10 protein-coding genes are annotated in these 12,990 nt (G+C 65.9%); all 10 read right to left on the bottom strand.

The genetic code is table 11. The annotated features are described in order from the left end of the window. Positions 1-22: 22 nt before the first annotated feature. The 10 genes from PNI01S_RS16005 to aroQ all read right to left on the bottom strand — a co-directional run bounded on the left by PNI01S_RS16005 (position 23) and on the right by aroQ (position 12,775). Entirely contained in the window at positions 23-2,833 is a 2,811-nt protein-coding gene (locus tag PNI01S_RS16005; protein WP_084358594.1) for a hybrid sensor histidine kinase/response regulator, read from the bottom strand. A gap of 125 nt (positions 2,834-2,958) precedes the next feature. Further along, positions 2,959-4,248 (bottom strand): phosphoribosylamine--glycine ligase, encoded by a 1,290-nt coding sequence (gene purD, locus PNI01S_RS16000; protein WP_084358593.1) that lies wholly within the window; start codon positions 4,246-4,248, stop codon positions 2,959-2,961. Between the two features lie 250 nt (positions 4,249-4,498). Beyond that, a complete protein-coding gene (gene purH, locus PNI01S_RS15995; protein WP_084358592.1) occupies positions 4,499-6,106 on the bottom strand; it encodes a bifunctional phosphoribosylaminoimidazolecarboxamide formyltransferase/IMP cyclohydrolase in 1,608 nt (535 codons plus the stop codon). Positions 6,107-6,193: 87 nt separating this feature from the next. Continuing rightward, positions 6,194-6,514 carry a DNA-binding transcriptional regulator Fis gene (gene fis, locus PNI01S_RS15990; protein ID WP_024766365.1) on the bottom strand — a complete coding sequence of 107 codons (321 nt, stop codon included), beginning with the start codon at positions 6,512-6,514 and terminating at the stop codon, positions 6,194-6,196. Then, on the bottom strand, positions 6,511-7,518 hold the full coding sequence (gene dusB / locus PNI01S_RS15985; protein ID WP_037007535.1) for a tRNA dihydrouridine synthase DusB: 1,008 nt from the start codon (positions 7,516-7,518) through the stop codon (positions 6,511-6,513). The genes fis and dusB overlap by 4 nt, the downstream gene beginning before the upstream one ends. Before the next feature lie 222 nt (positions 7,519-7,740). Continuing rightward, positions 7,741-9,348: a DUF3426 domain-containing protein gene (locus tag PNI01S_RS15980; RefSeq protein ID WP_084358591.1), complete on the bottom strand. Its 1,608-nt coding sequence runs from the start codon at positions 9,346-9,348 to the stop codon at positions 7,741-7,743. Positions 9,349-9,409: 61 nt separating this feature from the next. Beyond that, positions 9,410-10,288, bottom strand: a complete 879-nt coding sequence (prmA, locus tag PNI01S_RS15975; protein ID WP_084358590.1) for a 50S ribosomal protein L11 methyltransferase — start codon at positions 10,286-10,288, stop codon at positions 9,410-9,412. A gap of 184 nt (positions 10,289-10,472) precedes the next feature. Then, a complete protein-coding gene (accC, locus tag PNI01S_RS15970) occupies positions 10,473-11,822 on the bottom strand; it encodes an acetyl-CoA carboxylase biotin carboxylase subunit (RefSeq protein ID WP_024766369.1) in 1,350 nt (449 codons plus the stop codon). A gap of 17 nt (positions 11,823-11,839) precedes the next feature. Then, positions 11,840-12,307 carry an acetyl-CoA carboxylase biotin carboxyl carrier protein gene (accB, locus tag PNI01S_RS15965; protein WP_038803357.1) on the bottom strand — a complete coding sequence of 156 codons (468 nt, stop codon included), beginning with the start codon at positions 12,305-12,307 and terminating at the stop codon, positions 11,840-11,842. A 24-nt stretch (positions 12,308-12,331) separates the two neighbouring features. Further along, positions 12,332-12,775 carry a type II 3-dehydroquinate dehydratase gene (gene aroQ, locus PNI01S_RS15960; protein ID WP_015479055.1) on the bottom strand — a complete coding sequence of 148 codons (444 nt, stop codon included), beginning with the start codon at positions 12,773-12,775 and terminating at the stop codon, positions 12,332-12,334. Positions 12,776-12,990 lie beyond the last annotated feature (215 nt).

Raw genomic sequence — 12,990 nt, 5'->3', positions numbered from 1 at the left:
CGGCCGCCGTAGGCCGGCGAGATCAGGACGGCAGTGCGTCGCTCTGCTGCTGGCGCAGGCGACGGTCACGTTCGCCGACCCAGTAGGCCACCAGTTCGCGCAGTTGCGACAGCTCCACCGGCTTGGCCATGTGGCCGTCCATGCCCACCAGTCGCGCGCGCTCCTTGTGCTCGCTGAGGATGTGCGCGGTGAGCGCCACCACCGGGGTGTGCGGGCGGTGTTCGCTGGCTTCCCAGGCGCGCAGGCGCTCGGTGGCGGAGAAGCCGTCGAGTACCGGCATCTCGCAGTCCATCAGCACCAGGTCGTACTGGGTGGACTGCATCGCGGCCAGGGCTTCCTCGCCGTTGTTGGCGGTGTCCGGCTGCAGGTTGAGCTTGCTGAGCATGCCGCGGATGACCTTGGTAGAGATGCTGTTGTCCTCGGCGACGAGGATGCGGAAGTCGCTCGGCGGCACGTTGGACACAGGCTCGCTGGCCGGCGAGAGGTAGTTGCTCACGCCGCTCGGGCCTCGCTGCGACAGCTCCTCGGCGAGCGTCGCCTTGAGCGTGTAGCCGGCCACCGGCTTTGCCAGGATGCGCTTGATCCCGGCGTTGCGGGCGATGATCTTGCTCGGCGCGTTGCTGATGCCGGTGAGCATGATCAGCAGGATGTCGTGATTGAGGTTCGGGTCTTCCTGGATCTTGGTGGCCAGCTGCATGCCGGTCATGCCGGGCATGTCCTGGTCCAGCAGGACCACGTCGAAGTACTCGCGCAGGTGCGCCTTGGTGCGCAACTGGGCCAGCGCTTCCTTGCCCGAGGATACCGCGCTGACGTTCATGCCCCAGGCGCTGCACTGCTGCACCACCACCTTGCGACAGGTCTGGTTGTCGTCCACCACCAGCAGGCGTGCGCCCTGCAGCGGGCTGTCGAGGTCGGCGCCGGCCTGGTCGATCTGCTGCGGGTCCAGCGGCAGGCTGAGCCATAGCAGGTTGCCCGCGCCTTCGGCGCTGTTGCCGCTCTCGATGCCGCTCTCTATTCCAAAGTCGCCCGACATCAGGCGGATCAGCTGGCGGGCGATGATCAGGCCGAGGCGGCTGCTCATGCGGGTGGCGGAGAGGAAGTCGCGGCTGTGCAATTCGGCGGTGAGCAGCGCCTGGCGGTCGGCGCTGTCCAGGGGCCTGCCGCTGTCCTGCACGGCGATGCGCAGGCGCGGGCGCTCGGCCGGGCCGTCGAGGGCGACGACGAGAAGGATCTCGCCCTCGTCGGTCTGCTTGAAGGCATTGTCCAGCAGGCTCAGCACGGCCTGGCGCAGGCGCGTCGGGTCGCCACTGATGATGCGTGGCACTTGCGGCTGGGTGAAGCTGATCAGCTCGACCTTCTGTTGTTCGGCCTTGGCACGGAAGATCGCCAGGCAGTCCTCGATCAGCGCGCCGAGGTCGAACTGCACCTCGTCCAGTTCGATCTGACCGGATTCCAGCTTGGAGATGTCGAGGATCTCGTTGATCAGCGAGAGCAACTCGTTGCCCGCACTGTGGATGGTCTGTACGTAGTCGCGCTGCTTGGCCGAGAGCGGGGTGCCGAGCAGCAGCTCGGTCATGCCCAGCACGCCGTTCATGGGGGTGCGGATCTCGTGGCTGATCTTCGCCAGAAAGTCGCCCTTGGCCTTGAGTTCGGCGACGTTGGCGGCACGCACGCGGCTGGCGGCGAAATGGTCGTTCTGGATCTTCCGCTGGCGTTCGGCCAGGGCCAGGCTGAGCAGGAAGCCGACCACCGCCGAAAGCCCCAGCAGGCCGCTACCGAGCCATTCGGTACGGGTCGCCGCGTAGCCCAGCAGCGACGGCAGGCACAGGCACCAGATCACGACGAAGAGGCCCATGCCGATAGCGAACAGGCGCGCCGGCCGGTAGGCGTGGATCCAGTAGTAGACCGCGACGCCGAGCATGCCCAGGGTCACCAGGGTGATCAGCCCGTACACCAGGCTGCTGACGGACAGGGAGAACAACAGGTTGAGCGCGATGCCGAGCACCACGAGTGCGGCGGTGCCGCCCAGCAGCAGACGTCTGAGCGGCAGGCGCGGGCTGAGGTCTGAGAAGAAGCTGGCGGTATAGCCCAGCGCGCAGAACAGCGTCACCACCAGGCAGGCCAGGGCGGCCATCGGTTGCAGCGACTGGCTGTTGCCGTACCAGGGGCTGAGCAGGCCGAACAGGTTGAGGCAGGCCAGCAGCAGGCTGGCGTGTACGCCGGCCAGCCACAGTCCGCTGGCAACGCGGGTGTAGGCGAAGCGCACGAGGTTGTAGGCCAGCAGCATGGCCAGGCAGCCGATCAGCACGCCGAAGTGCAGCGGGCGCTGGTCGTTGCTCGGCTGGCCGGCGGCCTCGATGCTGATGTTCGGCCGCAGTGGCATCGTCGAGGCGAGGCGCAGGTAGAGGTCCAGCGGCTCGGCGGCGGCGCGCAGGGGGATCACCAGGTCACTGTTGAGCAGCGGGCGCTGCACTGGGGAGAGGTTGCCGGCGCTCTTCTGCTCGAGCACCTTCTGCCCGTCGAGAATGAACATCTCGAAGCTGTCCAGGCTCGGCGCGAACAGGCGCAGTTGCTGGGGCTCGTCGCTGGCGGGAAGACGGAAGTGCAGCCAGGTCGCGCCGGGGCCGGCGGGGGCGTGCAGGTCGTTGATGTCGAGGGGGCTGAAAAGGGTGCGGTAGCGCGGGGAGATCACGTCCTGCAGTTGCAGGCGGGCGTCACTGTCGTGAAGCTGGGACCAGCCGGGATCCTGGCTTGCCGCGTAGGTCGGAAGACAGACCAGAGCGGCCAGCAGCAAGCTGACGAGGAGTCCTGTGGCAGTCCAGAGCCGACGCACGGCGAAGTCCCTTCGGTAGTGAGTGGGCGGATTATAGCCAAGTGTGCTGAAGGCCGTAATCCACCCGTGCACGCGGGGACCGGTGCAGCGGAGGCGTCCGACGAGGGACGCCTCCGGCCGTCGGATCAGCCTTCGCCGCGCTCGCGGGCGATGGCGCGATAACCGATGTCGGTGCGGTAGAAACTGCCGTTCCAGCGAATCTTCTCGGCCAGGCGGTAAGCCTGTTGCTGCGCGGAGGAAACGGTCGGGCCGATGGCCGTGGCGCACAGCACGCGGCCGCCGGCGCTGACGATCTGGCCGTCCTTGAGCGCGGTGCCGGCGTGGAACACCTTGCCGTCGAGCTTGGCGGCTTCGTCCAGGCCTTCGATGACGTCACCCTTGGCGTAGTCGCCCGGGTAGCCGCCCGCGGCGATCACCACGCCCACGGTGGGACGCGGGTCCCAGGTGGCTTCGACCTTGTCCAGCGCCTTGGCCAGTGCGGCTTCGACCAGCAGGACCAGGGAAGACTCCAGGCGGACCATGATCGGCTGGGTTTCCGGGTCGCCGAAGCGGCAGTTGAACTCGATGACCTTCGGCGCGCCGCTCTTGTCGATCATCAGGCCGGCATACAGGAAGCCGGTGTAGACGTTGCCTTCCTCGGCCATGCCGCGCACGGTCGGGTAGATCACTTCGTCCATCACGCGCTGGTGCACGTCGGCGGTGACCACCGGAGCGGGGGAGTACGCGCCCATGCCGCCGGTGTTCGGGCCGCTGTCGCCATCGCCGACGCGCTTGTGGTCCTGGCTGGTGGCCATGGGCAGCACGTTCTGGCCATCGACCATGACGATGAAGCTGGCTTCCTCGCCGTCGAGGAACTCTTCGATCACCACGCGCGAACCGGCGTCACCGAAGGCGTTGCCGGCGAGCATGTCGCGCACGGCTTCCTCGGCTTCGGCCAGGGTCATGGCGACGATCACGCCCTTGCCCGCGGCGAGGCCGTCGGCCTTGATCACGATGGGCGCGCCTTTCTCTTTCAGGTAGGCCAGCGCCGGCTCGACTTCGGTGAAGTTCTGGTAGTCGGCGGTGGGGATCTGGTGGCGTGCGAGGAAGTCCTTGGTGAAGGCCTTGGAACCTTCCAGCTGCGCAGCGCCGGCGGTGGGGCCGAAGATATCCAGGCCACGGGCGCGGAACAGGTCGACCACGCCTTTGACCAGCGGCGCCTCGGGGCCGACGATGGTCAGTTGCACGTTCTTCGCGGCGAAATCGGCCAGCTCCTCCAGGGCCAGTACGTCGATGGCGACGTTCTCGCACTTGGCTTCGGTGGCGGTACCGGCGTTGCCCGGCGCGACGAAGACCTTCTGCACGCGCGAATCCTGCGCGACCTTCCAGGCCAGCGCGTGCTCGCGACCGCCGCTACCGATGATGAGTACGTTCATTGGAGTTCTCCTGAACAGTTCCGGCAGTGCCGGATCGTTGGGTATCGCTTCGCTCGCGGAGCGCCGCCCGACCCAACCTACGAATTCTTTATGACCGGTCCGCTCTTCACGAACCAATCTCAAGGGGCGCAATCGGGCCTGCAGATGCAAGGCGCCCGGTCCTTCACCCAGCGGAGTTGCCTTCTGGCAATGAGCAGGGGGGAAGGGCCGGGCAACGCCGCAGATGCGGGTCCGAGTGCGTCCTAACCGCTTAGTGGCGGAAGTGGCGCATGCCGGTGAAGACCATGGCAATGCCGGCTTCGTCGGCAGCGGCGATCACTTCGTTGTCACGCATCGAACCACCCGGCTGGATCACCGCGGTGATGCCGGCCTTGGCTGCGTTGTCGATGCCGTCGCGGAACGGGAAGAAGGCGTCGGAAGCCATGACTGCACCCTTCACTTCCAGGCCAGCGTGCTCGGCCTTGATGGCGGCGATGCGGGCGGAGTTCACGCGGCTCATCTGGCCGGCGCCGACGCCCACGGTCTGACGCGCCTTGGCGTAGACGATGGCGTTGGACTTGACGAACTTGGCGACTTTCCAGGCGAAGATCAGGTCGTGGATTTCCTGCTCGCTCGGCGCGCGCTGGGTGACGATCTTCAGGTCATCGGCGGTGATCATGCCGATGTCGCGGCTCTGTACCAGCAGGCCACCGTTGACGCGCTTGAAGTCCCAGCCCGGCGCACGCTCGGCCGGCCATTCGCCGCATTCCAGCAGGCGCACGTTGGCCTTGGCGGCGACCACTGCGCGGGCGGCTGCGGAGATTTTAGGGGCGATGATCACTTCGACGAACTGACGCTCGACGATGGCCTGGGCGGTGTCGCCGTCCAGCTCGCGGTTGAAGGCGATGATGCCGCCGAAGGCCGACTCGGTGTCAGTGGCGTAGGCCAGGTCATAGGCCTTGCGGATGCCGCCCTCGTTCTCCGGAACCACGGCCACGCCGCACGGGTTGGCGTGCTTGACGATGACGCAGGCCGGCTTGACGAAGCTCTTCACGCACTCCAGCGCGGCGTCGGTGTCGGCCACGTTGTTGAACGACAGTTCCTTGCCCTGCAGCTGGATGGCGGTGGAGACGCTGGCCTCGCCCTTCTTCGCCTCGACGTAGAACGCCGCGCTCTGGTGCGGGTTCTCGCCGTAGCGCATTTCCTGCGCCTTGATGAACTGGCTGTTGAAGGTGCGCGGGAAAGCGCCGCGGTCGGCGGTGGACAGGGTGTCGCGCGCCTGGTCGATGGTGCCCAGGTAGTTGGCGATCATGCCGTCGTAGGCCGAGGTGTGCTCGAAGGCCTTCAGGGCCAGGTCGAAGCGCTGGGCGTAGGTCAGGCCGCCGGCCTTCAGGGCTTCGACGATGCCGGCGTAGTCACCGGCATTGACCACGATGGCGACGTCCTTGTGGTTCTTCGCTGCGGAACGAACCATGGTCGGGCCGCCGATGTCGATGTTCTCGATGGCGGTCGGCAGGTCACAGTCGGCCTTGGCCACGGTCGCTTCGAACGGGTAGAGGTTGACCGCCACCAGGTCGATCGGCTTGATGCCGTGCTGCTCCATCACCGCGCCATCGAGGTCACGACGGCCGAGGATGCCGCCGTGGATCTTCGGGTGCAGGGTCTTCACGCGGCCGTCCATCATCTCCGGGAAGCCGGTGTAGTCGGCCACTTCCACGGCGGCGATGCCATGGTCCTTGAGCAGCTTGTAGGTGCCGCCGGTGGAGAGGATCTCCACGCCGAGGGCTGCCAGCTCACGGGCGAAATCGACGACGCCGGTCTTGTCGGAAACGCTGATCAGCGCACGGCGGACGGGCAGGCGGGTGGTTTGGTCGGTCATAACGGCTTCCACAAAGGCTTCGGGCTTTTCGCGTGTCAGGCGTGGGCCCGGCTGACCTTGCGGTCGCGGGCCCGCGCCTGCCACCTGTCAGAGAAGATCGTACTGCTTGAGTTTCTTGCGCAGGGTGCCGCGGTTCAGCCCCAGCAGTTCGGAGGCTTTGGTCTGGTTACCCTTCACGTGGTTCATGACGGTTTCCAGCAGCGGCGCTTCGACTTCGCAAAGCACCATGTTGTACACGTCCGTGACCGGCTGCCCTTCGAGATGGGCGAAATAGTTATGCAGTGCCTTTTCCACGCTGTCGCGGAGGGTCTGGCCCTCCTGCGTCGGAGTGGTCAGGTGCTGTTTAAGGTTGGCATTGTCGCTCACGGGTGTCATTCCACTCACTAATGTCTCGGTCATCGTTGTCATGCGGCCACCCCTTCTCCGTTATTGTGGCGCTCGGCGAAGAACTGCCTGACGCTGGCGCTCTGTGCATCCGTGTCCTGCAAACGATTGAACTGGGCGCGGAACTCCGCCGCGCCCGGTTGGGTTGCGAGGTACCAGCCCACATGCTTGCGGGCAATGCGCACACCCATTTCCTCCCCATAAAACGCATGCAATGCAGCGAGGTGTTCGAGCAGGATGCTCTGCACCTCGTGCAGACTCGGCGCCGGCAATAGCTCGCCGGTGCTCAGGTAATGATCGATCTCGCGGAAGATCCAGGGATTGCCCTGGGCGGCGCGGCCGATCAGCAGGGCATCCACGCCCGTCTGTTCGAATACCTGCCGTGCCTTGCGCGGTGAGTCGATATCACCGTTGGCGAAGACCGGAATCGAAACCGCCTGCTTGATCGCCGCGATGGTTTCGTACTCCGCTTCGCCGGTGTAGAGGTCGGCACGGGTCCTGCCGTGTACCGCCAGCGCCTGGATGCCCGACTGCTCGGCGATCCGCGCCACCGTCACACCGTTCTTGTTCGACCGGTCCCAACCGGTGCGAATCTTCAGGGTGACGGGAACCTCTACCGCCGCGACCACCGCCTCGAGGATATCGGCCACCAGCCGTTCATCCTTCATCAGCGCGGAACCCGCGGCCTTGTTACACACCTTCTTTGCCGGACAGCCCATGTTGATGTCGATGATCTGCGCGCCGAGCTCCACATTGCGCTGGGCAGCTTCCGCGAGCATCTGCGGGTCGCCGCCGGCGATCTGCACCGAACGCGGCTGATCTTCGTTGTCGTGCTGCAGGCGCAGGCGCGACTTGCGGCTGTTCCACAGGCGGACGTCGCTGGTGACCATCTCCGATACCACCATGCCGGCGCCAAGGCGGCGGCACAGCTGGCGGAACGGACGATCGGTGACGCCGGCCATCGGGGCCAGGATCAGTCTGTTGGGCAGTGTGTAGGAGCCGATGCGTACCACCGACTGGATTTCCATGGTCAATGGGGCGGGAACACCGAGGCGCCGCGCGTTGTACCACTCGCGGATGCGTTTCGGAGCCTGCCACCGGTGCTAGCAAAAAAGGGAGGGCATGATACCCGCTCTCGATGACCGGATAAAGGCGATTTTGGATAAATTCTGAACAGCTTCGGGCTTAGCACCCAAGGTAGGAAGACGAGCGGAACTGGCGCGCTCAGGCGCTTTGAGCTACCCGCCGGGTCATTCCGGCGAGTGGAAGCTCAGGCTGTAGTTCACCGCTTTCGGGCCCGGATCGAGGATGTCCAGGGAGATGTGGATCGGCGTCTGCGGCGGCATCTCGCTCTGCCCGGCCAGTTCGCCGGAGAGATATTCGCTGGGCTTGAAACGGCGGCTGGCGATCAGTTGGCCGTTGAGGTCGGCGAAGCGCATTTCCAGCAGCGGGAAGGGCTGGGAGAAGTTGGCGCGGTTGTAGATGATCGCGTCCACGACCAGCGCGCCGCTGAAGTCAGGGTGGCTGCGCACCACCAGGTTACTGCTGCGGATCTGCTCCACGTCGACCTTGGACGGCAGGGTGCAGCCCAGCTCCGGGCAGGCCTGGGCGAACCAGGGACGGTACTGGTCCTGGCGGGCCAGTTCGTCGAAGTGATAAGCGATGTACTGGCCGGCGAGGCCGGCCAGGGCCAGGAGGACCAGCAGCAGCCAGAACAGGCGGAGGCCCCAGCGGCTCTTGGGTTTCTGCCAGTCCAGTTGCAGCGGTTCGTCGCTCAGGTCGTGCAGGCCGGCGCTGCCCAACCCCGGTTCGGCGCGGCGGCTGTCGGCCAGCGGCGGCTCTTCGTCCCCGGCGTCGACGGCGTTGGGCTCGTCCTCATCGCGGCGGGCGCTGAAAGCGGGGAGCTTCTCGTCGTCGGTCTCGGCTCGCAGGGGAGCGGGGTCGATGCGCGGTTCGTGCGCCGGTTCGTCCTCCGGCTCTTCCGACTCGGGTTCCTGGTCGGCTACGGCTACCAGGCGTGCGCTGGCGGGCGGCTCCTCCAGTTCGTCGGCAGGCAGTTGGCCGAGGCTGGGTTCCTGGCGGGACACACGGCTGGCGCCTTTCTGTTCCTCTTCGATCAAGGCCTCGGCCCAGCGTTCGTCGTGCGGGTCGCGCTTCTCTTCCTGGCGAGTCTGCAGGGCTTCGCTGGGGCGCGGCGCGCGTTCGATACTGAGAAACTCCTGGGACAGCTCGAACTCGTCGAGCTTGGCCAGTTCCTCGTCGAGATTGAGGCTGTCCAGGTCGAGATCGTCGTGGATCCACAGCGTCTCGTCTTTCTTTGCCGTCACGGGAGAGGGTTTGGCTGGCTCGCTGATCACGGTTGCCGCCGGGGCGATCACCGTGGTCGCGGCAATGGCCGGGGTGGGCTCGGGAGCCGGTGTCGGTTTTGCTTCCACCTTCGCTTCAGCGATGGCGGGTTTTTCCGCCACATCGCTGGAGTGCCGCGCGGCATGGGGTGCCAGCGGCCAGCCAAGGGTGGCGGTGCCGGGGGGGCTCGCTACGGCTGGCTTCTCGGGGGTGAAGGTGCTGAAGGCCGGCGTGGGAATCGGCGCCGCGGCGACCGGCTCCGGAGCTTTCGGCGGAGTCGCTGGTATGACCGGCTCCGGGGTGGTTGCCGGTTCGGCGGCTTCAATGGGGCGCGCCGCGTTGGCTGCCGCTGCCGGCGCCTGGGTCGGCTCGCCCACCAGGTTCTGTGGCGCGCTGAACACCTTCAGGCAGGTTCCGCAGCGCACAGCACCGCTGGCCGCGCCCAGTTGCGCCGCGTTGACGCGGAATCGGGTCTGGCAATGGGGGCACTGGGTGATGAAGCTGTCGCTCATGCGGCGGTCCGGCGGAAAAAATCTGGCGGTTAGTCTAACTCAAGCCCCGTACGGCGGGCACTCAGCGGCGGCGGCCGCTGATGCGGATCCAGCCATCGCGCTCGGCGGTCGGGTCGAGGTCGAAGGCCCCGGCATAGGCCGCGCGCACTTCATCGGCCTGCTCGGCGAGGATGCCTGAGAGGGCCAGCAGGCCGCCGGATTTCACCAGCCCGGTGAGCTGCTCTGCCAATGTGACCAGCGGGCCGGCCAGAATGTTCGCCACCAGGACGTCCGCTGGTTCCTTCGGCAGATCAGCGGGCAGGTAGACGGGGAACTTCTCCGGCTCGATGCCGTTGCGCGAGGCGTTGTCGCGCGAGGCTTCCAGCGCCTGCGGGTCGATATCGGTGCCAGTTGCCTGCGCGGCGCCCAGCAGCAGCGCGGCGATGGCGAGGATGCCCGAGCCGCAGCCGAAATCCAGTACCTGCTGGCCGGCCAGCTCCTGGCCGTCTAGCCATTCCAGGCACAGCGCGGTGGTCGGGTGGGTGCCGGTGCCGAAGGCCAGGCCCGGATCGAGCAGCAGGTTCACCGCTTCCGGCTCCGGGGCGTCGTGCCAGCTGGGGACGATCCACAGGCGGCGGCCGAAGCGCATCGGCTTGAAGTTGTCCATCCAGCTGCGTTCCCAGTCCTGGTCGGCGATGTGCTCGATCTGGTGCTGGGGCAGTTCGCCGCCGGTCAGCAGGGTCAGATGGGCGATCAACGAGGTTTCGTCGGTGTCTGCCTCGAACAGCGCGAGCAGGTGGGTGTGACTCCACAGCGGCGTGGTGCCCAGGTCCGGCTCGAAGATCGGCTGGTCTTCGGCGTCCATGAAGGTCACCGATACGGCGCCGACTTCCAGCAGTGCATCTTCATAGGTTTCCGCCTGATCCGGGGTGATGGCGAGTCGGACTTGGAGCCAGGGCATGGGCGGAACCTCGATCGTGCTGGGATGGTGCTGGAAAGACAGCGGGCCGCCTGGGCGGCCCGCAGATAAAGGCGGCAAGCTTACTGCACGGCACCTTGCCATGCCAGCGGGCTGGGTCCGCAAAGCACAAGGGCCGCCCGGAGGCAGCCCTTGTGGTGGAGGCGAAGCAGCTTTCGACAGGCGCTTAGTGCTTGTCCATGCCCAGCTTCTTCTCCAGGTAGTGGATGTTCACGCCACCTTTGCAGAACTCTTTGTCGCGGACCAGCTCCTTGTGCAGCTCGGTGTTGGTCTTGATGCCATCGACGATCAGCTCGTCCAGCGCGTTGCGCATGCGCGCCATGGCTTCATCGCGGTCCTTGCCGTAGGTGATGATCTTGCCCACCAGCGAGTCGTAGTTCGGCGGTACGGCGTAGCCGCTGTACAGGTGCGAATCCACGCGCACGCCATTGCCGCCCGGTGCGTGGAAGTGCTTCACCTTGCCGGGGCTGGGCATGAAGGTCTTCGGGTCTTCGGCGTTGATCCGGCATTCCAGCGCATGGCCACGGATGACCACGTCTTCCTGCTTGATCGACAGCTTGTTGCCCGAGGCGATGCTGAGCATCTCCTTGACGATGTCGATGCCCGTGACCATCTCCGACACCGGATGCTCCACCTGCACGCGGGTGTTCATCTCGATGAAGTAGAAGCGGCCGTTCTCGTAGAGGAACTCGAAGGTGCCGGCACCACGGTAGCCGATTTCCACGCAGGCCTGGACGCAGCGGGCCAGCACTTCGGCGCGGGCCTTCTCGTCGATGCCCGGGGCTGGGGCTTCTTCCAGCACCTTCTGGTGACGACGCTGCAGAGAGCAGTCGCGGTCGCCCAGGTGGATGGCGTTGCCCTGGCCGTCGGAGAGCACCTGGACTTCCACGTGGCGCGGGTTGGTCAGGAACTTCTCCAGGTAGACCATCGAGTTGCCGAACGCCGCTCCCGCTTCGGTGCGGGTCAGCTTGGCGGACTTGATCAGGTCTTCCTCGTGGTGCACCACGCGCATGCCGCGACCACCACCGCCACCGGCGGCCTTGATGATCACCGGGTAGCCCACCTCGCGGGCAATCGCCAGCGCGGTTTCTTCGTCTTCGGGCAGCGGGCCGTCGGAGCCCGGTACGGTCGGCACGCCGGCTTTCTTCATGGCGTCCTTGGCGGACACCTTGTCACCCATCAGGCGGATGACGTCGGCGCTCGGGCCGATGAAGGTGAAGCCGGAGCGCTCGACCTGCTCGGCGAAATCGGCGTTTTCGGCGAGGAAGCCGTAGCCGGGGTGGATACCCACGGCGCCGGTGACCTCGGCCGCGGCGATGATTGCCGGGATGTGCAGGTAGGACTGCGCAGCCGGGGCCGGACCGATGCAGACCGCTTCGTCGGCCAGCGACAGGTGCATCAGCTCACGGTCGGCGGTCGAGTGCACGGCCACTGTCTTGATGCCCAGCTCCTTGCAAGCGCGCAGGATGCGCAGCGCAATTTCGCCGCGGTTGGCGATCAGTACTTTTTCCAACATCGCAGGCTCCCCGCGCTTTAAACGATGGTGAACAGGGGCTGGTCGAACTCGACCGGCTGACCGTTCTCCACGAGGATCTGACCGATCACGCCGCTGGTCTCGGCCTCGATGTGGTTCATCATCTTCATGGCTTCGACGATGCAGAGGATGTCGCCTTTCTTCACGCTCTGGCCGACTTCGACGAAGTTGGCGGAAGTCGGCGACGCAGCGCGGTAGAAGGTGCCGACCATCGGCGAGCGCACGGCGCCGGCGAGGTTCTGCGCAGCCGGAGCGGCTTCGGCGGCCGGCGCGGCAGCGGCGGGAGCTGCAGCCGGGGCGGCGACAGGGGCCGGAGCGTAGGCCGGGGCGGCGGCGTAGACCGGCTGGGCGGCGGTCTTGCTGTGACGGCTGATGCGTACGGACTCTTCGCCCTCTTTGATCTCCAGTTCGTCGATGCCGGATTCTTCGAGCAGTTCGATCAGTTTCTTGACTTTACGGATGTCCATCAGTGTTCGCTCTCCCAGGTGAGGTCACGGGCGTTCAAGTTGTTCGAGGGCGGATTCCAGGGCCAGGCGGTAGCCTGTGGCGCCCAGGCCGCAGATCACTCCTACCGCCACGTCGGAGAAGTAGGAGTGATGCCGGAAAGGTTCACGTTTGTGCACGTTGGAGAGGTGCACTTCGATGAATGGGATGCTCACTGCGAGCAATGCGTCACGTAGAGCGACACTTGTATGCGTAAACGCGGCCGGATTGATCAGGATGAAGTCCACGCCTTCGTTGCGCGCGGCGTGTATCCGGTCGATCAGTTCGTACTCGGCGTTGCTCTGCAGGTGCATCAGGTGGTGGCCGGCCTCGCGGGCGCGGCGCTCCAGGTCCTGGTTGATCTGCTCAAGGGTGACGGAGCCGTACTTGTCGGGCTCGCGGGTGCCCAGCAGGTTGAGGTTCGGCCCGTGCAGTACCAGTAAGGTCGCCATCTGGATGCGGTAGTCCTTGTTATTGGCGGGAAAAGATAGGGCGGGACTATGCCGGAAAGCCGGCGTGACTGTCCAGTCATGCGGGTTTTGCCGTAGATGTCAGCATGTTGCCAGCCGATTACGGCAGAACCGTTGCAGTCAAACTGTGATCAGAACCTGCTTGCAACCTGCTGCGAGTCGGCATGGCCGCGTTAAAAACGGGGGGCGGAAGCCGC

Origin of the sequence: Pseudomonas nitroreducens NBRC 12694 (assembly GCF_002091755.1) — a bacterium.
Lineage (GTDB): Bacteria > Pseudomonadota > Gammaproteobacteria > Pseudomonadales > Pseudomonadaceae > Pseudomonas > Pseudomonas nitroreducens.
Note: the sequence above shows the minus strand (reverse complement) of the source record. Positions and strands in the feature narration are given on the sequence as shown.

Bases quoted from the DNA above. Each gene is read 5' to 3' on its own strand.
- purD (WP_084358593.1), bottom strand. From the start codon at position 4,248: ATGAACGTACTCATCATCGGTAGCGGCGGTCGCGAGCACGCGCTGGCC.
- purH (WP_084358592.1), bottom strand. From the start codon at position 6,106: ATGACCGACCAAACCACCCGCCTGCCCGTCCGCCGTGCGCTGATCAGC.
- fis (WP_024766365.1), bottom strand. From the start codon at position 6,514: ATGACAACGATGACCGAGACATTAGTGAGTGGAATGACACCCGTGAGC.
- dusB (WP_037007535.1), bottom strand. From the start codon at position 7,518: ATGGAAATCCAGTCGGTGGTACGCATCGGCTCCTACACACTGCCCAAC.
- PNI01S_RS15980 (WP_084358591.1), bottom strand. From the start codon at position 9,348: ATGAGCGACAGCTTCATCACCCAGTGCCCCCATTGCCAGACCCGATTC.
- prmA (WP_084358590.1), bottom strand. From the start codon at position 10,288: ATGCCCTGGCTCCAAGTCCGACTCGCCATCACCCCGGATCAGGCGGAA.
- accC (WP_024766369.1), bottom strand. From the start codon at position 11,822: ATGTTGGAAAAAGTACTGATCGCCAACCGCGGCGAAATTGCGCTGCGC.
- accB (WP_038803357.1), bottom strand. From the start codon at position 12,307: ATGGACATCCGTAAAGTCAAGAAACTGATCGAACTGCTCGAAGAATCC.
- aroQ (WP_015479055.1), bottom strand. From the start codon at position 12,775: ATGGCGACCTTACTGGTACTGCACGGGCCGAACCTCAACCTGCTGGGC.